Here is a 21,566-nt window from a genome sequence, read left to right on the forward strand (position 1 = left end):
AAATGGTAAAAATGCAACAATATTACATTTTTTATTTAAAAATAAAGGAGAAAAAATGAGTAGTAAAAAACAAATGACAAAATTTGGATTTATTGTTTCATCATTAGGTGCAGCAATTGGATTAGGGGTAATTTGAGGATTACCTGGTTTTATTAATAAATATGGTGGATTTTATTTTTTCTTAATATATATTTTTGCATTATTAATTTTTGAATTTAACTTAGGAAATCTTCGACGTAAAAGTGTAATTAACATTTTTGATAAAGAAAGTGTTCGCTTTAGTCGCTTTATGGGTTGGTTTCAATCAACTTTAATGATTATTATTCCGATTTATTATGCTGTTTTGGTTGGTTATACTATTATTTCGATTGGAATTGAATTTAGTCCTACCTTGATTAGTAATCTTGATGGAAATATTTTTAACCATCAGATTTTACATCGTGGTGGTTTTGGCCTAACTAACAATGGTGGTTTTCAATGAATTGTATTTTTAGCTTTTTTATTTGTTGTTTTGTTAGTTGGTCTTGTCTTATTATTTGGAATTAAGGGAATTAAAAAAGTTAATAAGTTTTTTATGCCCTTATTATTTTTAATTATTTTAATTTTAGCAATTTATATTTTAACAGTCCCAGGGAGCCATCAAAGATTAGCAACGTTGTTTTTAACAAATAATTTAGAGAAATTAAAGCAAAGTCAAACATGATGTAGTGTTTTTTCCTTAGTTTTTTTTTACAACATCATTAGGAATGGGAATGATGATGCGCTTTGCTGGTGTAGGTCCACATAATCAAGATAATGCTTCAAAAGCTTACTTATTAGTAATTGGGATTTTATTTTTATCCATTACTAACTTAATCTTTATTTTTGGTGCATCAGGGGCTATTGTTAATAATTTGGTTACTGATAAAAATGATATTTTATTATTTCAACAACAAATTGCTACTAAGTTTGGTAATGATTCAATGGTTTTTGTTTTTAATGTTTTGCCAGAAGCTTTCCATATTATTAATCAAAATACTGTTGTGGGAGTTGGGAATTTCTTAGGAGTTTTATTCTTTTTAGCTTTATTTATTGCCGGATTAAGTACAACGGTTGGTAATGTTGAAGTTATTGTGGATGCTATTGAAACACAATATGAAATTAGTAATCAAAAAGTAATTTGTGGGATTTGTTTAACAATTATTGTTGTTGGTTTATCACTAGTTTTTGAGAGCACATATCAGGTAATTAATTCCTTTCAATTATTAGCAGCAGGATTAGATTTAATTTTAGTATCTTTAGCACAAGTTATTTTCTTTGTTTGATATGCAAAAAAACTACATATTATAATTAATTACAATAACCAAGTATCATGAATTAAATTAAATAAGTTATATAAAATTATGATGTATTATTTAATTCCACTTATATTAGTTGTTATTGTTTGTTTTTCAGTTTATGATTTTATTATTAGTTGTACAAAAAACGCTTGATATATCTCAGTATTAGCTTTTGTGTTAGGTATTTTTGTACCAGTCCTAGTTGTAAGTCTGAATAGTTATTATGGCATAAAACGAGAAAAAGGAGGACAGAAACCATGTTAGTTACCATCGCCATTGTTGTTTTATTAGTTTTAGCAATTTTATTAGCAGTTGCTTTTGGCTTTTTTATCTATAAAGATTGACAACGTAGCCAGCATACATTAGAATTTGATCAGAAATTAGCATTAGAACATGAGTTAGAAGAAGATTTATAACCAAGTTTAAATCATAAAACTAATGAAAGAAAGTAAATTTAATATTTTTTAATTATCATGCTGTTTGATAATTTCAATTAATTCTATTGATGATGAGCAGTTTTTTATACTAGTTAAAAATTCTTTTTTTGCAAATAGTTTAGCAATCGATTGAAGTAATTCTATATGTGAAAAATTATTTTCTGCAGCAAGAGCTAAGCAATATTTAATATGGTATTTGTCTTCTTTTTGAAATTTAACTGGAATTTTAAAATATGTAAAACTTATTCCAGTTTTTAAAATTGTTGAGTCAGGCATAATATGCAATAATGCTAATTTTGGTGCCACAACATAATAAGGACCTAAATCATTTGTTATTTCAATAATTTTAGTGGGAAAATCAGTTTTAACATAATTATTTGTAATTAATAATTCAGATGCTAATTCAATTGCTTGCTCTCATTTATTAATTGGTTTTTCAATATATTGAAATAATTTTTCATTAAATATTTTCATTTTCTATAAACCTTTCTATTTTTTTATTATAGAAAGAAGATAGTAAAGTACAAGAAAATTACTTGTTTTTGTATTTTTTTATTCAAATGCAAATTTTTTGAAAATTTAATACATTATAATTTTTAGTGAAGGAGGGTATAAATGATTCCAATAATTGCTTTGGATTTATATAATTTAACATCCTTAGAAAAATATGTGGCAATTGAAATCAAAAAAACCGGAATATTTTTTAAATAATTCAATCACAATTATTAGTAAAAAACTAGGAATAGCAACATCAACAATATCAAGATTATCGAAAAAATAGGATATAAAAATTTTAAAGAACTTAAAATGTTTATTTATGAAAAAATTAAACAAATTAAAAGTAGTTTTAATTTTCAATATAATGATAATTTACCTAATTTAATTCAAAAAATTAAAAATATTAATTTATATTCTATTTTTGAAACAATTAATAACTTAAATTTATTAGAACTAGAAAATATTATTAACTGTATTTTTACTTCTAAACGTATTTTTGTTTTTGGAGTTGGTTCATCTTCTGTTATTTGTTCTGAATTAAATGATAGTTTAATTAAATTAGGATTTAATTCTTATACATCGCAAGATTTTCATGGTCAGTTATTGTTTTTAAATTCATTTAATGATAATGATTTATTGATTCTTTTTTCAAAATCTGGTCGTACGCGTGAAATTCTTGAAATATTAAAAATGGAATTAAATATAAAATTCCAATTACTTTAGTAATTTCAAATTTAAATTGTGGCTATGAAAAATATTTATATAATAAAATTATTTTTCGAACATTAGAGCAACTTTTCCGCTATTCAGCTGTATCTTCTAAAATTACACAATTGCTATTTGTGGATATTATTTTTAACCAAATTATGGAAAGAAAAAAACAATTTAAAAAATTAATTTTACATGGAACTAACATAATTAAAAATTGAAACAAAATTAATTCTTAATTTTATACTATAGTTCCTTTTTTATTTCAATTATTAATTAAAATAACACCTTTTTGAATTTCTTCATATATTGATGGTTTTTTATCTATTAACATTGTTATTAAAATATTAGTTATAATTAGTTGCGAAATATTGCTAGAAATAATTGAAAAATAAGTTGAATCTAAATAAGAATGATATAAAATTCTATAATCTGGTTGAATCAAATCACTATTATTATGCTTAGTTGTAACTAAAACCGTTTTTATATTGTTTTTTCTACTTAATTTAAGTAATTCAATAATTTCACGCGTACGACCATATTTTTAAAAAAGAATCAATAAATCATTATCATTAAATGAATTTAAAAACAATAACTGACCATGAAAATCTTGTGATGTATAAGAATTAAATCCTAATTTAATTAAACTATCATTTAATTCAGAACAAATAACAGAAGATGAACCAACACCAAAAACAAAAATACGTTTAGAAGTAAAAATACAGTTAATAATATTTTCTAGTTCTAATAAATTTAAGTTATTAATTGTTTCAAAAATAGAATATAAATTAATATTTTTAATTTTTTGAATTAAATTAGGTAAATTATCATTATATTGAAAATTAAAACTACTTTTAATTTGTTTAATTTTTTCATAAATAAACATTTTAAGTTCTTTAAAATTTTTATATCCTATTTTTTCGATAATCTTGATATTGTTGATGTTGCTATTCCTAGTTTTTTACTAATAATTGTGATTGAATTATTTAAAAAATATTCCGGTTTTTTTGATTTCAATTGCCACATATTTTTCTAAATTATTAACTGAATAATTAATTCTATTTTCTTCTAATGGTTCATTAGTATTAAATAAATTAATTTTATTTTTAAAATTTATCATACTAGTATTTAATTTATTTTTAAGAGTTTTTTCATGATAAGTTACTTTTTTAACCAAAACACCTTTACAGTAATGTGATATATCACCCTCAATATGAAAACCAATATTATTTCATAATGTTTGATTTCTGACACCTTCTTCATTATTTTTAATTAATTTAATTGTCTCTTTTAAGAATTTCATTTTTGCTTCTTTTATAAAAGAAGCACTGTTTTCTAAGCGTTCTAATAATTCTTCATATTTACCATTAAAAAAATAATCGACTGCTTTATGGTATGTTTCTCTGTTTTCTTTGTTTTTACTTTGATATGGATATAATTTTTTAAATCTACTTGTAAGGTGAAATTTATCTATCGTGTAATGTACTTTATTTTTAGGAAAATATTCTTGAATAAATTTTGTGATATTTTTAATTCAAGGTGCACCATCTCCTAATACCATAAATTCAATATTGTCATTAATATCATAATAACTTGTAATTAATGTAAGTAATTTACTAACAAAATTAATTAATTTACTATTTTTTTTAATATATTCTGGAATATTATCTAGTTCTATAACTCCTAATTTATTTGCAATTACAGGTCTTTTTTTAGTTGATTTTGTTTTATCAAAACCAATATGAACAGTTAAAAATATACTATGTTTTTTTTTTTTTTTTTTTCTTTCCCCTTTTTATTTTCATTTGACATTTTTAAATAAGTTCCATCAATTTGAATATATAAAGTATGAGGTACCTTTATTTTTTTATCAGTTTTATTAATATAATATTCTTTATCAATTTTTGCATTTTTCATAATATTTGAAATTGTTTTTATACAAATTTTTACATGTTCCATAGTATCTAAAATATCTTGATATGTTTTTTTATTGTCAATAAATGATAATATTTTTTCTTTAACAGAATTATCTATTCTTTGTCATTTTTTAATTCCTAAAAGTTTATTCAAAGGAAAAATATATTCTTCTTTACCTGTTTCTTGATTAATTTTATAATATTTTCTTCTTTTAAAAGTTATTTTCCCATTTAAAATAGTTAATTTTCTTGGTTTTATTTCTTTTACTTTATAATTTTTAAATTCTTTTAAAGTTTCATCAATTTTATAATTTTTAAAAATTCATTCATCACAATCTTATAAACTTTGTTGAATAATTTCAATACTTTGTATATTTAATAAATTAATAAAATTCTTTTAAAAATTGTTATCAACATTTATCATTTTTATACCCTCTTTTCTTCAATATTTTAATTTAATACAGCAAGGTATATCAATCAATGTTGATGATAGTGCTTATGCAACATTAGAAAGTTTAAACCGAGAAAAATATAATTATTCTTTTGGTCAATATATGCATTTTAAACCAGCACAAAAGCAGAAATTTAAAATAAAGCATCGTATTGAAGCATTCACAATATTAATAAATACTAATCAATTAAAATGATTATGAGAAAAATGTCCTGTAAGTAAAACTCAATATGAATTAATTTAATGAGAAGATAAACCAGATGCCAGAGAAGAACGAATGTTGGACTTATACGATGATACATTTGATAGTGATTTTTATGCTTTACACTTTGAATTAGTACCAATGGTTGAACATAATAGTTCAGCAGATTATAAATTATGACAACAAAGGGAGTGATTAACTTAATGAAAAAAGATATTTATGTAATACATGATGAGCCTGTAATAAATGCAAAAAGACCTTATATGTCTGTTTGTGGACAAGTTAAAAAAAGACTTTATCAAGAATTAAAAAAAGATAATATCGCAATATGTAATTTAAATTTATATAACGAATATATTAAGAAATATCAAAAAGTTAAAGTATGTGTACAAGTTTTATCAAATGAACCAATAATTTAGCAAATATTATCGCTCGTCATCAAATGCGATTAATAAATGGTAAAGATATTTTATTTAAGTCGCATCGTAAAGATATTTTAGAAAAATTAAATTGATGATATGAAACTTATAAAATAAAAGAAAAATTAGATAAAAATGAATTAACAGCAAGTTTAATGGGTAAAACTATTTTTGGTTTATTAGAAACTAGTGATGGAAATATTGATTTATGAATTAACCCTTTTAACTTTACATCAAGCGTAAGTAAAATAAACGAAATTGAACAAGGTGCTGATATTTGATTAAATTATCATCAATCAGATAGTGGTTTTATTTTAAATTTAATTTGTACCAAAGATAAAATAGTTATTAAAGGTTGACCTAAAAATAATGAAGTAGTTCTTGGTCAAAGTAAAACACAAATTAAAGATGATGTTAGACCTGTTTTAGTTCAAGAATTTAAAAATAAATTAGGTATAGTCCCCTTTTGAGAAATGATAAATGAACCTAATCCTTTATTTTTATCAACATCAACCACTTTAAATCCATGACCTACAATGGTAAATTGTTATAAATTACAATTTGATTTAGAAGATAGTTTTAATATTAAATCAAAAGAAAGATGAGCAAATCGTACGTATTGATATGGGATATTAGATGATGATTTAATGACTGCTTATAACAAAGGCAATAAAAAGTATTACAAGATGCTTTTGATGATATTTTTATTCAATCAGGTCAATCAGCCGTAGATGGTCAATTATCTCAATCTTTACAAGTAGTACAAGGGGCACCAACCTTAGAAACATATACACAAGACCAAAAAGCAATTATTGAACAAGTATATATAGCATGTAATTTTTCTAGTCCTTTTGGTGATGCCTCAGATACTGAAGAAAATAAAACCCAATCATTAATAAAAAAACAAAAGACTTAGAAAAACAAGCATATTTACAAGCATATCGTAAATAATATTATACTAAAATGTTTGATACTGTCTTAAAATATTATGGTTTATGAGATGGAAAAGGTAAACGCCCTTATGGTTTTGATTTTGTTAGTGCTAGTTTAGTAGAACAAATGCGACAAAATGAATTAATTACTACTAGATTAGATAATTGAACAATGGAGCCAATAAGAGCGGTAACTGAATATGATAATGTTGATGAATTAGAAGCAATCAAATATTATGAAAAAATTGAAAAATACTGAGATAAAAGGCATGCCCAAGAGATAAAACATAATAATAAATTAATGGAATATAATGAAACTGGTAATAATCAAAATGCCGTACAAGGTAGAACAGAAATAAAGGAGAATTAACAAATGCAAAAAATTAGTCCGGCAGCTATGCAATGATTAAGAACAGGAGCAGGTGCTACTACAATAGATATAAGAGAAAGTATAAAAGAACATAGACATTGAATGGTATTTCCTTTTAATGTTTATAGTTCATATATTCCTGAAACTGAAACAGGTTGAAAACCTAATAATGCTAAACCAAGTGATTATGGTAGTTATTCACGAATATTTGATAATATGGAAAGTACGATTGCACAATGACAAGGCAGTTTAAAAATAGTCCAAAAATATAAAGGTGAAGAAATTAATATTTTAACGATTGATGATTTTAAAAATAAATCAATTAACTCAACTATATGAGCCAATAATGAAACACCTTTTACTATAAAATTAAAAGATGAAAATAATAATATTTATTGAAAATTAATTGATGGTGAAAGTATTTATGATATTAATAGAATGTTAGAATACTTAAATCAATATAAATTAAGTTATTTTATGAATAATGATAATAAAGCCGATAACTTTTATACAAAAGAGGTAAAAGTTGGTAAATATTGAGATGCTTATATGGTTGATGATGTAAGTTCTATTAAATTTGGTGATGCTAAATTTGAACAAGTATTTACTCAACAATCAACAGAACGATAATATACTTTATTAATTTTAGATGAAGATATTACTAAATTAAATATTATTGGTGGTAGTGATATTAATTCTGCACCCCAAGATAGACAATAATTATATCCATCAAATGTTATTAATTATTATTCCGTAGAAGATGGTGATTTCTTATGACAAGAAATTACCTTTTCAAGTATTAATGACAAAATTAGTAATAGTGGTTTATCAGTAAGACAATTTATTCAAACAAGTGCCCCAGGTGAAGGTTATTGTTTTCCAAAAATAACTTATGATGAAAAATTAAATAAAGGTATTGTTGAATTAGATGAGATTTTATTAAAAGACCCAGGGGTTAGAGCAGTGGCAGTTAAATTTTATGGTAATCCAATCTTTTTTGATATGCCAGTTATAGTAAGACCAATTATTAAAGGTGAATTTAATAAAAAAGTAATGAATTCAAGAGATTTATTAATGTATAACATGTTTCCTGCACCACCTGATAAAATAAATACTTATGCTTCACCCGAAGTAAGTTGATATAACATTCAAGGAATACAACCAACTATTATTACTGGATATAAAGATTGAAAAGAACATATTCAATCAATGTCTGATTTTTGAATTGAAAAAAATAATGAGGGTATGATAATAACAGATAAAGCAAGTTCAACAGCAACTAATCCAACTGTTGGAACAACTATTAAGGAAGAAAATTCAAATTCTAAGCCTTATTGGTCTAAAAATTGAATGATTACTGCACCAGATAAAGTAAAAGTAAATAGTGGAACTATTAATAACATTATTAGTACCCAAGCATCATCATATTTTAGAAGAAAAGATGAATTTGGTAATACTGTTGGTCAAGTTCAAATTGAATATAATAAAATGGGTGCATGTAATGTTTAAGATATCTTAAATATGAATAATTTTATTAATCGTCAAATTACAGTATTACCTTTAAACTATACGCAAAAATTAGTATTTAATCCTTTTACGATACCTTCTATTGAAAAGTTTTTAAACTTTGTTTCGTTTGGTATTCCTTGGGACTGAATTGGTAATTTAACAATTACACAAGATGATAAATGACCTAATTTCCCGTGACTTAATGGTTTTATGAGTTCTAATGTTTATAGTTTTTATAATGATGCCTTTTGAGGTGATAAGGCTGCTGTTAAAGGTTATTTACCATTTGAAATATTTAGAGAACAAGCAAATATGATAAAATTGGTGCTATGATTGGTGCTAATGCGACTAGTTTTAGTTTTACTACTTTATTAACTGATAAAATACAAGGCAATGTTTTTGAAAAAGATGGTAAACCAACAGAACGAATAACTTATTTAACTTACAATTTAAAACAATTAAACCCTAAAACTAATCGCATATATTTAATTAATGAATTAGTAAGATCAGTAGATGCTCAAACACCAGTTAGTGATAGTGAAAAAGATAATGATTGCGAATTATTACAAACACCTGATGGGACAAATTGTAGTTATATTATTGATATGTTTTCAATACAAGCATTATATAAAGGTAATTTTGAAATTATATTTTATGCTGATAACCCATATACTAACAATGAAGAAGATTATTTAAAATTATCAGTATGAAGTTTTCGTGGTAAAACAAAAAAGCGTATTAAATAATTATTTACAAGATATGACAACGAATTATAAAACTAGTTTCTTATTACCACATGATTATGAAATACCAACATTTAATTACCCACAATATGTTCTTCCACCAGTTCCATATAACTATAAACCTTATACCAAAGATGTTATGCCTTCCGATGTAGTACTATCATTAAAAACTAAAATTATTGCACCTGCACAATGTAAACAAGATTCATTTAATAATTTATTTTCTGATGAATTTAAGAATGCTTATTATGAAATTGAAATTGATTTAAAAGAAATTGACCCAAGAATTCAAAGTATTAGTAAATTTCAAGATGCTTATAAAACTATTGAAATAAGTAATCTTAATAATTTACAAGTAGAATGTGGACCACCTAATATAGAAAATTTTATTCCTGATAGAAATATTAATATTTTAGGTGGTATAGGTATTTGTAGTGATGATTTGGGGTCATTATCCAATATAACTTTACAAGAAAGTGGTCGTTCACAAACTGATAAAGTTAATTTTGATAATATAAGAACTTTATATACAAAAAATATAACTAATGAAATTCAAACATTTGAACCTATTGCATATACTAATGGTTTACCAAGTGAAAATTATCAAAATATATATTCAACAAACAAGCCTTTGGGAGAAAATATATTCTTTAATTTTTTACTTCAAATAACAAAATTATCTAATACTGATAAAGATGAAATTAAAAAAACAAAACTACAAGCATATTATACTAATGATTTAAAATTAAAAATTAGAATATCAAAAACCATACTTGCCAAATTAGCAGGTACTTCAAAAACCCATTGAGATTATTGGGGTAATAATAAAGATATAACAATAGATGTTTCTAATCCAAATGTTTTGGGAATTAGAAATAAAGGCGATAGTCCAGTTAAAATTACAATTAAACCAAGATAAAAATAAAAAGAGATATAAAATCTCTTTTTCTATTCTCCGTTAACTTTTGCATTACCATCATTATCAATTATTAAGTCGGGTAATTTTTGTTCTTCATCATTTCAACGATAGATTGATTTTAAGTAAGTTCCATCGTCTTTATTTCAACTACTATATTCTTTATTTGCAATTGTATGTAAATCATTACTTACTCTGTATAATTCTGCATTACTATATGATTTATCTATTAAACTATTGGTTCTGTCTAAACCAACATCTTTATATTTTTTTAATGTTCATTTATCTAATTTTAGGCCTTTTCATATAATAAAATAATATTTATTATTGCCAATTTCTTTAAATGGTTTTTCTTTGGGCACTATTCATTCTAAAATACCATCTTTTGTAGTTATTTTACTCTTTTCTTTTTCTTTTGCTAATTCTTCGGGTGTATATTCTTGTTGTGTATTACAAGCAACTAAACTTGTGGTACTTGTTGCTACTAATGATATTGTACTAATGATACTTAATAATTTTTTCATATTTTAATTCCACTATACTATAGCTGCTATTAATTCTGGTTCTGCCTTTTCTCAAATTGATGAAAAAATACTAATAGCTTTTTCACAAAATAATTGAAAAACATCTTCATGTATTAATACGCTACCGTTTTCTATTTGATTAAATAAAATATTAAAAATTTGTTCCCCTCTCATTGAAATTTCTGTAGTTTGATCTATAATAAATTTAGTTTCACTGTCTCTTCATGGATCTTTAACATAATTAAGTATCTTCAAGTATATTTTCTTTATTTGGTTTGATTCCAACAATTAATGCAGCATGAGGGTTGCCATTATATGCTTTTTCTTCATCATATTCTTAATCAAATAAACCACCAAATATAACAGGAGTTTGTTTAGAAAGAGATTCCCATATTAAATGTCTTATCCACATTCTTTTTTCTATATCATTTAATCTATTTCAAAATAATTGTTTTAAATCAATTTTATTTAAATTAAATCCCAAACTTTTCTCAATTATCGGGTTTATTTTTAACATTTTAATTACATTTGATAATGAAATACCATAATTTTCATTTTTTGAAAAAAACTTGCAATTTCTTCTTGTTACGTTTCTTTAAGATCTTTATTATTAAGAATATTATTATCAAATATATTTTTTAAAATTGCCATAACACACCATGAATCAGTTATTTGAAATTGCATTGGTTTTTTCATGCTAGTTTTTCTTAAATCAATTAACACATCTTCTAATATTGAATATGTTATTTCTTGTCTTTTAACTCTATTTAAATTTTTTAAATTATTTGTTTGTAAATAACTAATTTCATTATTTTCTAATTTAGTTTCTTCTTTTTGATAAGGACTAGCGGCAATTGTTGTTGGTACAGCAGTTCCACTAATTGTTAATACACTTAATAAACTAAGTAATTTTTTCATACTTGTTTTTCTCCTTTTCTTTATCTTGAAACCTTTTATCAATATTTACCAGTATTATATATACAAGCAAAATTAGCGCTTATTTTAATAAATTTATCTTGTTAAATAACCCTTATTACGCGTTTTAAGGGCTAAATTAGCAATAAAATATATTAAGTTTATTTTTTTTTTTTTTGTATTAAAGTATTGTATTGGTAAAATAGTATGATATTATTATTTTAGTTAAATAAAAAATAAAATGATTCTACATTATTCTTGCCTTATGTTATATACTAATAAATAATTATTTCAATTTCATTATAATACTTTTATATTATTTGTTTAGTATTTGTATACAAAATATATTGTAATTGTGAACTATTGGTATATAATTAAAAGCATAGGTTTAATCTTTTTTCCGTAAAAAAGAGTTTATGCTGACTTGTTAATCGGACAAGAATAAAAAAAGAGAGGTTTATAAAAAGGCACTTACAAAAGAACAATTAATAGAACAAGGCTTAAGTGAAGAGATTGCAGAAAATATCTTAAATCAGTTTAATAATGAAGCAAAGCAAATTAGAGAAAGTGTGCAAAAACGCGAAGATGTTATAACAAAAGAAGACTTTATTAAATTATCTAATGAATTAGATGAATTAAAAGCATTTAAAGATGTTCCATTTACTAAAATTGAAGATATTAAAACTAATTTAGAAAAAGTTAATGGTAGTTCTTTAATTGAAAAAATGCAAACTTTAAAAGAATTAAAACCTGATTTGTTTGTTGAAGAACAATCATCAGTTTCACCAACTAATTTTATTAAAGATATGATTGAAAAATCAACTGAAAATAAGAATGATGAAATTGAAATTATTAAAGAAAAAGGAGCATATACTCCTGATGAAATTAAAAAATTAACTGATTATACACTTAAAAACCTTAGATAATAAGGGAGTGAAATATTATGGCAACAATTAATTTGCCACAAGTACCTTTTACATTAGAAGGTAATACAACAGGTAAAAAGGCTTATGTTGATATGGTTAATGCTTTATTGCGTGGACCTTTTTATAATGAATATGCAAGTATTATGCAATATGCAACAGCAACAGCAGAATAAGTTGCTTGATTACCTAATGCTTGTCAAGCATTATATAATTTAACTCATCGTGTGGTATGACAAGATGATTATTCATTGCCAAATGGTGGGACAACTCAAACAATGAGATTAACAAGAATTCCAGTACCTATTGATAAAAGATTTAATTTAAAATTAATGAATGAAGCTTTTGATTTAGCATTAATAGAACAAAATATTAAAAATGGTGTTATTGCTGATGCTATTTCTAGTGTTGTACAGAATAAATTTGTTAATTTAGAATGTGAATTAATTCAGGCTATTTATGATTATTGTTTAGCAGATGGTCAATATGAAGTAATTCCATTTCGTAGTTATACAGCTGAAAATGCTGATGATGCAAATAAAGCATTCTTTACATTAAATGAAACTTTGATTGAATTAACAAATCAAATTAGTAATTTATATTTTGGTTTGCCAACCGATAAAATGTTTATGGTTTTAGGACGAAGAGCATATTTAGGATTAACACCTGCCTATTTAAAAGTAATTGGTTCACAAGCACAATTAAAATCGATGGTTAATGGTGAATTATATGAAAATACAGCAATGAGTATTCCAGTATCAAAAAGCTTTCATTTAGAAAAAACATATACAAAAGGACAAGTTAACTGAGATAAAGGTTATAATTTTACCAATGTAAATGGTTTAATTATTAATAAACAAGTATGAGCATATCCAATTAATATGGATACTATTCAACAAGTTTTAGATAATAATACTGCTAACCCTAAATGAATTGGTAAAGTACAATATGCAACACCAACAATTTTATATCCAAAAACATGTAAAATTATTTTGGAAAAACAACCAAGCCAAGATGAAATTACTGCCGCTAAAAGTAATCTAAATAAAACTTTTAGAGTTCCAGTTGATTATCTAATTTCAGAATCAAAACCAGAATCAAAACCAAATAATCAAGGTTAATATAAAATGAATTTACTAATATTACGCGTTTTAACTTTATTAGTATCTAATTTAGAAAATAAACCTTTAATAAGTAAATTTGTAAATTTAATTAATAGAGTTAATCAAGTTAAAAATAAAATATTAAAGCCAATTAATTATATTAGTGATAAATATAATAAAATTACAAATAAAGTTGAAGATATTTATCAGTGATTAAATCTATTTACTTATTTAGATTTAATTAAAAAAGGTCATAAAAAAGAAATACAACAAATATTAAGTCAATTAGAAAAAGATAATAATATTAAAAATAGAGAACAATTTAAAAATGAAAATTATTTAAATACTAATTGACAACCTTTAAATAGTAGTTGACTTGATAGTGGTATATTTAATATTATAAATAAGTTAACTTTAACAGGTAATTTAACTATTTTAATATATACAAAAACAGCAAAACATCCGAAATTTTATGGTCCATATGTTTATCCTAGTGTTCCAGTTGAAATTTGAAAATTATTAAGTAATGCTGTATCTAATGCAGGAACTTTATTTTGGCGTTATTAATTAAGAAAATGATTACCTAGTCATTTAAGAAATTATATTAAAAAACGATTACCGCAAGCATTAAAAGAAAAATACCCAAAAGGAACTACTAAATTAACATTACCAACAGTTCAAAAATTACAACAAATTAAAAACTTTATTAATAATTTAAAGATTGGACATTTTAATTTTAATTTTGCTGGTGAAATTAATAATAAAAAATGGTATCGTGAACGTCGAAGTGATGTTAAAAATATTAAGAATTTATATAAAACACCAGTTAAAAATATGTTTTAGAAAACTAATCAAACTATTAAAACAATTAAGAAAAGAAGAACAAGAATTAATAGTTATAAGTCAAGTAATTTAAAAAATAAATATCGTAATCAATTAAGAGGTGTTTTATATGGAAAATAATTTAAGTAATTTGTTATTTATAACAGTTGAAGATGTTAAAGAAAGTAAACTTTGACAACCTATTAATGATAGAAAACAATCTGCTTATAATGATAATTTAATTTATAATGCTATTTTAAAAACTAGTTTATGAATGGATAGATTATGAGGTGGGACAATTTCCGATAAAATTAATAAAAAAGATTTATTTCCATGAGTAAAAAAAGATAATACTGGTTTAATTGAATATGATAAATGATTAAGTTATATTCAATCTGCTTGTTTATTAGCAGTTATTAATTGATATTTACCAAAAGGAGTAAATGATTTAACTGGTAGTGCATCATTTTCACAAGGTGGAGTTGCATATTCACAAACTAATGACCCTGAGGCAAATGAAAATATTACTCGTGATGTTAAAAATGCTTTAAAATTAGCAGGTGAAATTATTGATATTATATCTAGTAAAACAGTATCTAGACCTTATAATTATAGTTTAGATAATTATTCTCATCCATGAGAAGAATATAAGCATATTAGTAAAAAAACTTTTTATCCAACATTATTATTTTGATTAAAAGAACGATTACAAACAGATAATTCAATAAATATTTTTTATCCAACTGTTAATGATTTTTCTAAAATTGATTATAACGAATATATTAAAATTACTGTTCCGTTTGATAATGACACTATTTATTATGAAAATAATGTTTGAAAAGCAAAACAAAGTGGTGAAATTCCATCAGATGTTATTAAAGATAGTGATTTAAATAAAGATTATATTGAAAAAGTTGATGGTAAATATATTGTAAAAACATCACAAGATTTAAAAAGTAATTATTATAATAAAAATGCAGTTGATAATTTTTTAGGAAATAAACAAGATAAATTAATAAGTGGAACAAATATTAAAACTATTAATGGTAATTCATTATTAGGTAGTGGTGATATATCTATTAGTAGTGGCAATGATTGAGAATTAATTAATTATCCAAAAGCAAACGAAAAATTAACATTTAAAATTCCAGATTATGATTTAACAAAATATTACTATAAAATATCAATTTCAATAACAGACTATTCATCTGCTAATAAATTTGTAACACATTATTTTGAAACAATATCACAAAAATCAATTTTTTCATTTTTAGCAGCTAATTCTTATGAAAGCATAACAATTAAGCAAGATGGATCAATTAAAAATTAAACAAATAATATTGTTATTAAAGATTTAACAATTAAAAGAAAATTAATAAATAATAGCGAATTAATGTCAGATGAATCACATTCTATTTATAATCGTGATATGGATATTGATTTACCAAAAGAAACATCGGATTCTTATGATATAGTGATAAGAAAAAAAATAATGCAACAACTATTAATGAATTAAATTTAATTGAAAAACATCCAATATGAAGAATTATTTCAAATAATAGAAATGATATTAAATAATTATTTAATAAAAAATGATTAGAATTAAATAAAAATGAATAAAAAATTAAATGAGGTAAATATTTATAAAACAAGATAAAACAACTTGATTAAAGGGTGCCTTACCTTGAAATTGATTTAAAAAAGACCCTATTCCGACTTATAATTGAACTCATAAAGATATTAGAGAATGAGAAAGAAAATATAAAATTCGTAGTTGAATAGTTAGTTTTTATACATTAATATTTTTAGTATTAAATTGTTGATTAGAATATGGAATGATTAATGCAATAAAAAATAATATTAATTAATATAATTATGGTCAATATTGAGGTAATGGAATTGCTATTTTACTAACACCTTTATTTACACACGGAATTCAAGGTATATTTGTTGCTAGTAGTAAACCCAAAGTAGACATGAAAATTGATATACCAAGATTAAAAATATCTAAAATGGGATTAATATTTATAATATTACCTTTAATTACTTTAATAATTTCTTTAATTATCATTTGAATTAATAAATCAAAATGAAAAAAAGACCATTTACGACATTGTTTGAACTGCCGTATTAATCCGCGTGTCGTTCAACCACGAATAGCAAAACAATGAAATAATTTAGATGGTATAACAAAAGAAAAATTAAAAAATATACAAAATGAAAATATTAAAAAACAAAAACAAGAAGAAAATAAACAAGAATTAAATATAAACAATAATAATTAAATTTTATTAAAATAGACTATATATAGGGGCGGTTGATATTTTTGGGTGGTTATATAGTTTAATTTATAAATTATTTTGTTCTGAAAGGATAGATGGCCACTGTTTGAGTAAGGATAAGAAAGGAATTAAATAAAATGAATGAAACATTAATGATTGCTTTACTTGTGTTAGCAAATGCAGGTGGAATGGGTAGTCTTGGTATTCTAGGCTTATCTGCTAAAAAATTAAAAAATATAAAGCAGAAATTAGAGAATTAAGAACTGCTGTTATTGCCCATAAAAACATTTGCGAGGATCTGATTATGCAACAGAATTAGCACTTAAAACAGGTCAAATTAAAAATGTTAAAAAACAAGTTAAAGTAAACAACAAAAAACAAGAACAAAAAGATGCTATTAAACAACTAACAAATAGTATTTAAAAAAATAACCTTAATTGGTTATTTTTTATTTTTCTTTTTTGTGTTTTATATAAAAATTAATAAGATGTTCAATTCGTTGTGAATAAGTAAAGTCATTAAATTTATTTCAAACTTTTTCTTCATTTTCATTTAAGTAAATATTAACATTACGAATTAATTTAGAATAATATTTTCCTGTTTTTTGATTAAATGAATGTTTCATAATATTAACCCTTATTGCATCGCGTAAATGATTACTTATTTTTTCATTATTTTAAAATCAACCTTTACCATATTTATAAGTTAAATTTTCATCTTTACTAAATTCTTGAATACAACCATCATTATGCTTACTTAAATTTTCCATATTTTTAACCACTGATTTAGTATAACGGGGTGATATTCAATTAACATTATTTAATTCGTGTGTATCATATTTAATTACTCCAATTATTTTTAATAAATCATCACGGTCTTTTGAACCATTAGCATTTCTATATAAACAATCTTCAATATTAATAATTTCATTTTCATTTAATATACATAAAATAAAATTAGATTGATAAATTCAATCTTTATTTGTAAATTCTTGTTTTTCAATTAATTTATTATCTTCGTAAACAATAATACCCGTAGTACCAGTTCCTGATAGGTCAATACCTATTTTTATCATTATCTTAAAAATCTTTCTTTAAATTGATAATAAAAATATTCGCTTTGTTTTCTAATCAGAACTGGTGATAATTTTCAACATTTAATTCTTCTTTTAATCAATTTTTACCTTTTGAAATAATATCTTGTTCTATTTTTGTATTTGTAATAAAATTTTTAATATTATTGAAATGCTGTTCACTCATTCAATTTAGATTTGAATTGTTAATAATTTCTGTTTGTTCTTTTTCTTGTTTAAAATTAATTTTACTTACTTCACTATTATTGGGGTCTAATTCTTCGGTTGGTAAACCTAATAGTTTGCTTAAAACATATTTAACTCCATAAGTTAATGCTGACCCAATACTTTTAGCGGGGTCAGTATTTTTCCCTGTAAAAGGTCAATAAGTTTTAATTTCTTCTGTTTCTTTACATAAAGTTAATTCCATTTCAAAATATGGTATATCATTAATTACTTTTAAAGTATCTTTCACATAACTCCAAATATATGTAATATGATGCTTTTTAAATTCTTTTTTAACTAATTCTAATACTTGTGCTTTACCAAAATAGTTATAAATTGTTCTACCATTCATTTGCATTGTTTGGTTTTTTTCTAAATATAATGATAAATCGTGTTGTATTTCACCAATACTTGCTATTAATGTTTTTTTAGTTTCTTCTGGCATTTTCTCATTCCTCTCTTTCTTGTCATATTAAAATTGCTTCTTTAATTTGTTCTAAATTTTGTTTAGTAATATCAACTTTTTCTTTAATTACTATTTTTAATTTTGGATTTATAATTATCATTAATATTTTTTTATTATCTATACAAAAGTCTTTTTCTAATAAATAATAAAGTTTTAATTGCCTAATATAGCGTTCAATATCTGTTTTCTTATTAGAACTAGTAATTTTTCAATCACATATTATATATTCATTATCAGTTGTTATTCCAATAAAATCAGTTGTCCCGCACATTAAAGGACTATAAAGTGTTTTTTCAGTTTCATAATATTTAAATTTAATATCTTTAAAAGTTTCTTGATATAGTTTTGTAAAATTTTTAAATAATTCACGATGTGATTTTATTTCACAATCAATAAATTCAATTAATTCATAATCAAAATTATTTTTTATTCAAACATCAATCATATTATGTAAACATATTCCACGATTTTGTGCTAATTTTAAAATATTCTCATCAATTTGTGAAAAATCTTTTGACACTAAAATATTAACAATTTTACTTACACTAGGTATTAAAATACTATACTTATGTAATTCATCATTAAAAATATATAAAGGTTTTAAATCTAATCTCATAAAATTGTTTCATCATTACCAATATTTTGATTATCATTATTAAATAATTCTTTTGTCTCAGATGAATTAAATTCTATTTTTTCTTGTGGTTTATCAGATTTTTTTAAATCATTATTTGTATGTAAAAATTCATAATTAGATACTTGAACTATTCATTCAGTTTTATTATCTTTATTTTTAAAAGATTGTAAAACACCAGTAATTGCTATTTGACTACCTTTTTGACAATATTTTTGTAAAGTAATTGCTTGTTTATTTCAAACTTGACAAGGAATAAAATCAGTTTCTTTTTGTTTTGAATATGGGCGAGTAATTACTAAATTAAAAATAATATATTCTTTTCCATTACTTGTTTTCTTAATTTCAATATCTTTTCTTGTTATACCAATTCCAATAAATTTATTCATTATTAAATTTCCTCCAAATTCTTTTCTTCAATTAAAGTATTAATATATTCATAAGCACTTTCTTCTGAATAACATTCTTCTAATGCTTCATTAAATAAATCTTCTTCGGTATAAACTTTGCCATTTTCATCTTTTCACATATTATTCACATCCTTGTCATTTAATATTTTCATTTTCTAAATCAATAATAGTTGTTAATCATTCTTGTTTATTTTCAACATTAGCAGTAGTTTTTGATTCTTCTAATGTATAAAAACAGCTCGTTTTAAAATCACTATATTTACTTTTCATTACCAATAAGTATCTTTTATTCATAATTTAATTCCTCCTAATTCTTTTTAGTATTTAATGCTCAATGTTCATCTGTAATATCTTCAAATGATACTGAATAACTTTTAAGCATTAATTCACTTAATTTATTTTCTTGATTGCATTCTTTATGAAAACAATAACCTCAATATCTTTTTTTAATACAAGTTTTATTTAACTTTTTGATATATACCTCCTAAATTATTCCTTTGATTTTTTTCTCAAATTGCAATATTTTTCAACCATCAGAAGCTAAATCTAAAATATCGTTAATTTTGTAATATTGCATATAAGAAGCAATAACATCTCATTTATCTTTAAATAAATTTAAGTACATTTTGGCTCATTCTAAACATTGCAAATCATAATGTTTTTTATGATGTGAAATACGACAATTAATAGGTTGACAATTAACTCAATAAAATGATGTTGTTATTTCATTTCAAGTTTTATTAATATATTTACTTTTATATTCTGTCATTTATTTTTTCCTCCTAGTTTTAACTCGCTGGCACTCACTCCCAAGTGAAAGTTCCAAGCGAGAATTAGTTATATAAGTATTTATCTATTTACTTACTACGCCATCCGCCTCACTGGGGGTGAGCGGTGGCGATATGTTAATTGTTTGAATGTTTAATAATCCACAGTTGTTTTTTTAATATTGACGCCAGACATATATATGTCTTCCTTTATCCGTGCCCATTTGTGCTTTTGCTCTGTGATTTGACGTTCAGTTTTTAAATTAAAAATTCACTCGCATTTTAAAAGACCAAATGCTATAAAACTCCAACCAACCACACTTTTCGCAAATTTAATTGTAAAGTCACTATCTCTATTTTTATTGTCGTTTGATATTAACCTTGGACTTATCACGACTATCGCTTAGTTCTAATGAACCAGCGCCGATTTACATTTTTCCTCATACACTATTTCAGTACTTGCCTCGTCCGGCTGTGGAATAAAAACACTTAGTTATTTAAAATAACCGTTCCGCTCTGCATTAAGTTGTTTTATAAAATTTAAGTTTTAATAAACCAGTTTCATAATCAAAGATAATTTTTGAATTTTCTAAGCGTTTATAAAACCGCTTTTGTGTTTTATATTTTACTTTATTCAATAAATCTTTATGTTTTTCACAAGTTCATAAAACTTTATTTGATAAAAATTCTTCGGTAATGAATGATATTGCTTTATAGCAATTATCAACATCACATATTGTTTGTTGCTTATTAATTTTCATTACCTACTCCTTCCTTTATTAAGTTTTTTTATTAGCAAATTAATTAACTGAAACAAAGAAAAGACAACACCTTAAAATTGGAGAAAAAACAGGTACACTTTATAAAGATTTCTAAGATATTTAATAAATGTGTAAACAACTTAAAGAGGGTATCAAAAAGTTGTAATAAAAAGTTTCTATTTTAAGAATTTAAGATGCTGTCCTTTCTCTGAATCAATTAATAATTTTGGTTTTACAAATAA

The 21,566-nt window shown here is 23.4% G+C and carries 40 protein-coding genes; 23 read left to right on the forward strand and 17 right to left on the reverse strand.

What is annotated here, in order from left to right; genetic code table 4:
- Positions 1-55 precede the first annotated feature (55 nt).
- From ACZ91P_RS12645 to ACZ91P_RS12655, 3 genes are read left to right on the forward strand one after another with little or no spacing between them, the layout of a single operon-like run.
- On the forward strand, positions 56-787 hold the full coding sequence (locus ACZ91P_RS12645; protein WP_465156650.1) for an SLC5/6 family protein: 732 nt from the start codon (positions 56-58) through the stop codon (positions 785-787).
- On the forward strand, positions 756-1,583 hold the full coding sequence (locus ACZ91P_RS12650; RefSeq protein WP_465156652.1) for an SLC5/6 family protein: 828 nt from the start codon (positions 756-758) through the stop codon (positions 1,581-1,583). The genes ACZ91P_RS12645 and ACZ91P_RS12650 overlap by 32 nt, the downstream gene beginning before the upstream one ends.
- Positions 1,577-1,735: a hypothetical protein gene (locus tag ACZ91P_RS12655; protein WP_465156654.1), complete on the forward strand. Its 159-nt coding sequence runs from the start codon at positions 1,577-1,579 to the stop codon at positions 1,733-1,735. Before ACZ91P_RS12650 ends, ACZ91P_RS12655 begins: the two co-directional genes overlap by 7 nt.
- 48 nt (positions 1,736-1,783) lie before the next feature.
- Here the strand turns inward: ACZ91P_RS12655 and ACZ91P_RS12660 are convergent, their stop codons facing one another.
- A complete protein-coding gene (locus ACZ91P_RS12660) occupies positions 1,784-2,230 on the reverse strand; it encodes a PTS sugar transporter subunit IIA (RefSeq protein WP_465156656.1) in 447 nt (148 codons plus the stop codon).
- 333 nt (positions 2,231-2,563) lie between these two features.
- Between ACZ91P_RS12660 and ACZ91P_RS12665 the strand changes: the two genes are divergently transcribed.
- A complete protein-coding gene (locus ACZ91P_RS12665) occupies positions 2,564-2,977 on the forward strand; it encodes an SIS domain-containing protein (protein WP_465156659.1) in 414 nt (137 codons plus the stop codon).
- Positions 2,978-3,506: 529 nt separating this feature from the next.
- Here the strand turns inward: ACZ91P_RS12665 and ACZ91P_RS12670 are convergent.
- The 3 genes from ACZ91P_RS12670 to ACZ91P_RS12680 all read right to left on the reverse strand — a co-directional run bounded on the left by ACZ91P_RS12670 (position 3,507) and on the right by ACZ91P_RS12680 (position 5,200).
- Positions 3,507-3,848, reverse strand: a complete 342-nt coding sequence (locus ACZ91P_RS12670) for a phosphoheptose isomerase family protein (protein WP_465156661.1) — start codon at positions 3,846-3,848, stop codon at positions 3,507-3,509.
- Between the two features lie 96 nt (positions 3,849-3,944).
- Complete coding sequence (locus tag ACZ91P_RS12675; protein WP_465156663.1) at positions 3,945-4,523, reverse strand: UPF0236 family transposase-like protein; 579 nt, start codon at positions 4,521-4,523, stop codon at positions 3,945-3,947.
- Between the two features lie 188 nt (positions 4,524-4,711).
- Positions 4,712-5,200 carry a UPF0236 family transposase-like protein gene (locus tag ACZ91P_RS12680; protein ID WP_465159001.1) on the reverse strand — a complete coding sequence of 163 codons (489 nt, stop codon included), beginning with the start codon at positions 5,198-5,200 and terminating at the stop codon, positions 4,712-4,714.
- Positions 5,201-5,282: 82 nt separating this feature from the next.
- Here ACZ91P_RS12680 and ACZ91P_RS12685 point away from each other — a divergent pair, with 82 nt between their 5' ends.
- The 10 genes from ACZ91P_RS12685 to ACZ91P_RS12730 all read left to right on the forward strand — a co-directional run bounded on the left by ACZ91P_RS12685 (position 5,283) and on the right by ACZ91P_RS12730 (position 10,423).
- Positions 5,283-5,573: a hypothetical protein gene (locus ACZ91P_RS12685; protein WP_465156665.1), complete on the forward strand. Its 291-nt coding sequence runs from the start codon at positions 5,283-5,285 to the stop codon at positions 5,571-5,573.
- A 33-nt stretch (positions 5,574-5,606) separates the two neighbouring features.
- Complete coding sequence (locus tag ACZ91P_RS12690) at positions 5,607-5,735, forward strand: hypothetical protein (RefSeq protein ID WP_465156667.1); 129 nt, start codon at positions 5,607-5,609, stop codon at positions 5,733-5,735.
- A complete protein-coding gene (locus ACZ91P_RS12695) occupies positions 5,708-5,950 on the forward strand; it encodes a hypothetical protein (protein ID WP_465156669.1) in 243 nt (80 codons plus the stop codon). The genes ACZ91P_RS12690 and ACZ91P_RS12695 overlap by 28 nt, the downstream gene beginning before the upstream one ends.
- 23 nt (positions 5,951-5,973) lie before the next feature.
- On the forward strand, positions 5,974-6,681 hold the full coding sequence (locus tag ACZ91P_RS12700) for a hypothetical protein (RefSeq protein WP_465156671.1): 708 nt from the start codon (positions 5,974-5,976) through the stop codon (positions 6,679-6,681).
- Between the two features lie 232 nt (positions 6,682-6,913).
- Positions 6,914-7,252 carry a hypothetical protein gene (locus ACZ91P_RS12705; protein WP_465156673.1) on the forward strand — a complete coding sequence of 113 codons (339 nt, stop codon included), beginning with the start codon at positions 6,914-6,916 and terminating at the stop codon, positions 7,250-7,252.
- 3 nt (positions 7,253-7,255) lie between these two features.
- Complete coding sequence (locus ACZ91P_RS12710; RefSeq protein WP_465156675.1) at positions 7,256-7,882, forward strand: hypothetical protein; 627 nt, start codon at positions 7,256-7,258, stop codon at positions 7,880-7,882.
- Between the two features lie 333 nt (positions 7,883-8,215).
- Complete coding sequence (locus tag ACZ91P_RS12715) at positions 8,216-8,761, forward strand: hypothetical protein (RefSeq protein WP_465156677.1); 546 nt, start codon at positions 8,216-8,218, stop codon at positions 8,759-8,761.
- A gap of 12 nt (positions 8,762-8,773) precedes the next feature.
- Entirely contained in the window at positions 8,774-9,136 is a 363-nt protein-coding gene (locus ACZ91P_RS12720) for a hypothetical protein (protein ID WP_465156679.1), read from the forward strand.
- Complete coding sequence (locus tag ACZ91P_RS12725; protein WP_465156681.1) at positions 9,091-9,507, forward strand: hypothetical protein; 417 nt, start codon at positions 9,091-9,093, stop codon at positions 9,505-9,507. Before ACZ91P_RS12720 ends, ACZ91P_RS12725 begins: the two co-directional genes overlap by 46 nt.
- The gene (locus ACZ91P_RS12730; RefSeq protein WP_465156683.1) at positions 9,479-10,423 is read left to right on the forward strand and encodes a hypothetical protein; all 945 of its coding nucleotides are present in this window, start codon (positions 9,479-9,481) and stop codon (positions 10,421-10,423) included. The genes ACZ91P_RS12725 and ACZ91P_RS12730 overlap by 29 nt, the downstream gene beginning before the upstream one ends.
- Before the next feature lie 29 nt (positions 10,424-10,452).
- Here the strand turns inward: ACZ91P_RS12730 and ACZ91P_RS12735 are convergent, their stop codons facing one another.
- The 4 genes from ACZ91P_RS12735 to ACZ91P_RS12750 all read right to left on the reverse strand — a co-directional run bounded on the left by ACZ91P_RS12735 (position 10,453) and on the right by ACZ91P_RS12750 (position 11,862).
- Positions 10,453-10,944 carry a lipoprotein gene (locus ACZ91P_RS12735; RefSeq protein WP_465156685.1) on the reverse strand — a complete coding sequence of 164 codons (492 nt, stop codon included), beginning with the start codon at positions 10,942-10,944 and terminating at the stop codon, positions 10,453-10,455.
- A 12-nt stretch (positions 10,945-10,956) separates the two neighbouring features.
- Positions 10,957-11,199: a hypothetical protein gene (locus tag ACZ91P_RS12740; RefSeq protein ID WP_465156687.1), complete on the reverse strand. Its 243-nt coding sequence runs from the start codon at positions 11,197-11,199 to the stop codon at positions 10,957-10,959.
- A gap of 82 nt (positions 11,200-11,281) precedes the next feature.
- A complete protein-coding gene (locus tag ACZ91P_RS12745) occupies positions 11,282-11,461 on the reverse strand; it encodes a hypothetical protein (RefSeq protein WP_465156689.1) in 180 nt (59 codons plus the stop codon).
- Between the two features lie 68 nt (positions 11,462-11,529).
- Positions 11,530-11,862: a hypothetical protein gene (locus tag ACZ91P_RS12750; RefSeq protein ID WP_465156691.1), complete on the reverse strand. Its 333-nt coding sequence runs from the start codon at positions 11,860-11,862 to the stop codon at positions 11,530-11,532.
- 566 nt (positions 11,863-12,428) lie between these two features.
- Here ACZ91P_RS12750 and ACZ91P_RS12755 point away from each other — a divergent pair.
- The 9 genes from ACZ91P_RS12755 (at position 12,429) to ACZ91P_RS12795 (ending at position 17,412) form a co-directional block, all read left to right on the forward strand.
- A complete protein-coding gene (locus ACZ91P_RS12755) occupies positions 12,429-12,785 on the forward strand; it encodes a hypothetical protein (RefSeq protein WP_465156693.1) in 357 nt (118 codons plus the stop codon).
- 17 nt (positions 12,786-12,802) lie between these two features.
- Complete coding sequence (locus tag ACZ91P_RS12760; protein ID WP_465156695.1) at positions 12,803-12,958, forward strand: hypothetical protein; 156 nt, start codon at positions 12,803-12,805, stop codon at positions 12,956-12,958.
- 51 nt (positions 12,959-13,009) lie between these two features.
- On the forward strand, positions 13,010-13,903 hold the full coding sequence (locus tag ACZ91P_RS12765; RefSeq protein ID WP_465156697.1) for a hypothetical protein: 894 nt from the start codon (positions 13,010-13,012) through the stop codon (positions 13,901-13,903).
- 6 nt (positions 13,904-13,909) lie between these two features.
- Positions 13,910-14,452, forward strand: a complete 543-nt coding sequence (locus ACZ91P_RS12770) for a hypothetical protein (RefSeq protein WP_465156699.1) — start codon at positions 13,910-13,912, stop codon at positions 14,450-14,452.
- Positions 14,453-14,837: 385 nt separating this feature from the next.
- Positions 14,838-16,037 carry a hypothetical protein gene (locus ACZ91P_RS12775; protein WP_465156701.1) on the forward strand — a complete coding sequence of 400 codons (1,200 nt, stop codon included), beginning with the start codon at positions 14,838-14,840 and terminating at the stop codon, positions 16,035-16,037.
- A gap of 63 nt (positions 16,038-16,100) precedes the next feature.
- Positions 16,101-16,223: a hypothetical protein gene (locus ACZ91P_RS12780; protein ID WP_465156703.1), complete on the forward strand. Its 123-nt coding sequence runs from the start codon at positions 16,101-16,103 to the stop codon at positions 16,221-16,223.
- 460 nt (positions 16,224-16,683) lie between these two features.
- Positions 16,684-16,992: a hypothetical protein gene (locus tag ACZ91P_RS12785; RefSeq protein ID WP_465156705.1), complete on the forward strand. Its 309-nt coding sequence runs from the start codon at positions 16,684-16,686 to the stop codon at positions 16,990-16,992.
- A gap of 134 nt (positions 16,993-17,126) precedes the next feature.
- Entirely contained in the window at positions 17,127-17,249 is a 123-nt protein-coding gene (locus ACZ91P_RS12790; protein ID WP_465156707.1) for a hypothetical protein, read from the forward strand.
- Positions 17,250-17,277: 28 nt separating this feature from the next.
- The gene (locus ACZ91P_RS12795; protein ID WP_465156709.1) at positions 17,278-17,412 is read left to right on the forward strand and encodes a hypothetical protein; all 135 of its coding nucleotides are present in this window, start codon (positions 17,278-17,280) and stop codon (positions 17,410-17,412) included.
- Positions 17,413-17,437: 25 nt separating this feature from the next.
- On the opposite strand, the gene ACZ91P_RS12800 is transcribed toward ACZ91P_RS12795, so the two are convergent.
- From ACZ91P_RS12800 to ACZ91P_RS12840, 9 genes are all read right to left on the reverse strand, one after another.
- Positions 17,438-17,614, reverse strand: coding sequence for a hypothetical protein (locus ACZ91P_RS12800; protein ID WP_465156711.1), 177 nt, complete (start codon positions 17,612-17,614; stop codon positions 17,438-17,440).
- A gap of 51 nt (positions 17,615-17,665) precedes the next feature.
- A complete protein-coding gene (locus ACZ91P_RS12805; RefSeq protein ID WP_465156713.1) occupies positions 17,666-18,064 on the reverse strand; it encodes a hypothetical protein in 399 nt (132 codons plus the stop codon).
- A gap of 4 nt (positions 18,065-18,068) precedes the next feature.
- The gene (locus ACZ91P_RS12810) at positions 18,069-18,731 is read right to left on the reverse strand and encodes an ERF family protein (protein ID WP_465156715.1); all 663 of its coding nucleotides are present in this window, start codon (positions 18,729-18,731) and stop codon (positions 18,069-18,071) included.
- Entirely contained in the window at positions 18,715-19,368 is a 654-nt protein-coding gene (locus ACZ91P_RS12815) for a hypothetical protein (protein WP_465156717.1), read from the reverse strand. The genes ACZ91P_RS12810 and ACZ91P_RS12815 overlap by 17 nt, the downstream gene beginning before the upstream one ends.
- Positions 19,359-19,775 carry a single-stranded DNA-binding protein gene (locus ACZ91P_RS12820; protein ID WP_465156719.1) on the reverse strand — a complete coding sequence of 139 codons (417 nt, stop codon included), beginning with the start codon at positions 19,773-19,775 and terminating at the stop codon, positions 19,359-19,361. The genes ACZ91P_RS12815 and ACZ91P_RS12820 overlap by 10 nt, the downstream gene beginning before the upstream one ends.
- Before the next feature lie 2 nt (positions 19,776-19,777).
- Entirely contained in the window at positions 19,778-19,915 is a 138-nt protein-coding gene (locus ACZ91P_RS12825) for a hypothetical protein (protein ID WP_465156721.1), read from the reverse strand.
- A 1-nt stretch (position 19,916) separates the two neighbouring features.
- On the reverse strand, positions 19,917-20,090 hold the full coding sequence (locus ACZ91P_RS12830) for a hypothetical protein (protein ID WP_465156723.1): 174 nt from the start codon (positions 20,088-20,090) through the stop codon (positions 19,917-19,919).
- Between the two features lie 190 nt (positions 20,091-20,280).
- Positions 20,281-20,565, reverse strand: coding sequence for a hypothetical protein (locus ACZ91P_RS12835; protein WP_338989655.1), 285 nt, complete (start codon positions 20,563-20,565; stop codon positions 20,281-20,283).
- A gap of 519 nt (positions 20,566-21,084) precedes the next feature.
- A complete protein-coding gene (locus tag ACZ91P_RS12840) occupies positions 21,085-21,324 on the reverse strand; it encodes a hypothetical protein (protein ID WP_465156725.1) in 240 nt (79 codons plus the stop codon).
- Positions 21,325-21,566: the final 242 nt, after the last annotated feature.

The organism is Spiroplasma endosymbiont of Halictus nicosiae (genome assembly GCF_978018445.1).